2 protein-coding genes are annotated in these 1,975 nt (G+C 67.0%); both read right to left on the reverse strand.

Translation table 11 applies throughout. The features are described from left to right. Positions 1-71: 71 nt before the first annotated feature. Positions 72-1,013 (reverse strand): alpha/beta hydrolase, encoded by a 942-nt coding sequence (locus tag NKJ01_RS36100; RefSeq protein ID WP_352735348.1) that lies wholly within the window; start codon positions 1,011-1,013, stop codon positions 72-74. Positions 1,014-1,024: 11 nt separating this feature from the next. Continuing rightward, complete coding sequence (locus NKJ01_RS36105; protein WP_352735350.1) at positions 1,025-1,705, reverse strand: isochorismatase family protein; 681 nt, start codon at positions 1,703-1,705, stop codon at positions 1,025-1,027. Between the last annotated feature and the right edge of the window lie 270 nt (positions 1,706-1,975).

A 1,975-nucleotide genomic window follows, 5' to 3' on the forward strand; every position in this document is an offset into this window, starting at 1 on the left:
AAACGACTCAAGGCACGATGGGCCGATCAAAACCTGCTTAGCCTCTTTACTCATATGCGATAGCCCTGCCCTCAAGGGGGGAGATCACCCCGACCCAGCGCACCTACCGCGCCGACGATCCGCGCAAATGCCTCCGCTGCTGCCGGCACCGTCGTGCGGGCGCGCAGGAAGCTGTGTACCAGCCTCGGCTCCTCGTGCCACCACGCTCTGCCGCCGGCAGTCAGGATGCGGTCGCGGTAGGTCTCGCCGTCCGAGGACAGCGGGTCGCATTCGGCAGTGACGATCACCGTTGGCGGCAGGCCGGAGAAGTCGGTGTCGCGCAATGGCTGGAAGGTCGGATCGCCGGGCGACTGCCGCCTGGTGGAGCGGACGTCGCGGTAGAAGGCGATGTCGTGCAGCGACAGAAGCGGCGCTTCGGCGTGCTCGACATAGGAGCCGGCGGCCTGGTCGCCGCCGAGGTCGGGATAGATCAGCACCTGGCCGATGGCAGCGCCGCGGCGCGTCGCCTTCGCAACTCCGGCCGCGAGATTGCCGCCGGCGCTTTCGCCGCACAACACCAACGGCAGGTCGGTGGCTGCCGCCGCCCATTCGAAGGCGGTGACGGCATCGTCGAAGGCTGCGGGATGCACATGCTCCGGCGCCAGCCGGTAGTCGACCGACAGCACGTCAAAACCGGTGCCGGCGCAGAGTTCGGCGCAGATGTCGTCATGGCTGTCGAGCCCGCCGAGGATGAAGCCGCCGCCATGAAAGTAGACCACCATCGCCTTCGCGCCCGCGCCGGCAAGCCGGTAGCGGCGGATCGGGATGTCTCGGCCGGCCGCTGCGATCAGGCTGTCGCTGGCCATGACGCCGGGCGGGCGGCCCTGATGGAAGGCCCGGCTCATCCGGTCATAGACGGCGCGCTGCTTGTCGATCGGCTGGCCGAGGATCTCGGGGGGATACCAGGCGTTGACCGCGTCGATATAAGCCCAGAGCTCTGGGTCGAGCCGCGTTTCGTATTTGCCGCGAGTCATGCTTTCGGCAGTCATAGGTCTGCGTAGAGCGCGGCCGCGTTGTCGAAGGTGAAGCGCAGCGGCACCGAGCCTTCGACCTGCCAGGCGGTGACGGTCTCGCCGGCCAGCAGCCGGCAGGCGCCGTCGGTGTCGGTGACGGCGCCGCCATAGAGCCGGTTGGCGAGGTTGAGGATGCCGGTCTGGTGCATGGCCGCACTGCCGCTGCCGCAGGCATCCTTGACCAGCAGCACGCGAAAGCCTTTCGCCACCGCGTCCTTCACCGAAGCGTCGATGCAGGCCTCGGTCCAGACGCCCGACACGACGAGCCATTCGATGCCGGCGGACCTGATGTCGCTGGCCGCCGGCCCGGATCGAAAGGCGCTGGCCTCGGCCTTGACCAGCAGCGCCTCGCCATCAGCCGGCGCCACCTCATGGCAGATCTCGGTCAGCGGATCGCTCTTGTCGGAAAAGGCCGACTTGCCGTCCTCACCGACCGGATGAAACGGCCGGTCCTGGCTGTCGAGGTCGACGATGTAGGCCCAATGGTAGAGCGGCACATTGTTTTGCCGCGCCGCCGCCTGCAGCCGCTGGACGTTGGCGAGGATCGTTGCGTAGCCCTCGACGAGGTAGCGCTTGTCCTGCCGGTGCTCTTCCTGCAGGTCGATGAAGATCGCGGCCACGGTGCCGCGCTTGATGGCGATGGGGGTTTTCATGCCGCGCCTTCATCCACGGGCGGAGCAGCCCAAGACTCGTCCCTATGCCGGTGGGACAGCACCCCCCTCTGCCCTGCCGGGCATCTCCCCCTCAAGGGGGGAGATCGGCCGTCGCGAATGCCTTCGCCAATCACCAAAGCTGCAGGAAAAAGCGCCGTAGGCGACGCTGCCAATCTCCCCCCTTGAGGGGCAGGGCTATCGCATATGAGTAAAGAGGCTAAGCAGGTTTTGATCGGCCCATCGTGCCTTGAGTCGTTTGTGGCTGAGCGG

It is taken from the genome of Mesorhizobium sp. M0276 (assembly GCF_040321755.1).
Classification (GTDB): domain Bacteria; phylum Pseudomonadota; class Alphaproteobacteria; order Rhizobiales; family Rhizobiaceae; genus Mesorhizobium.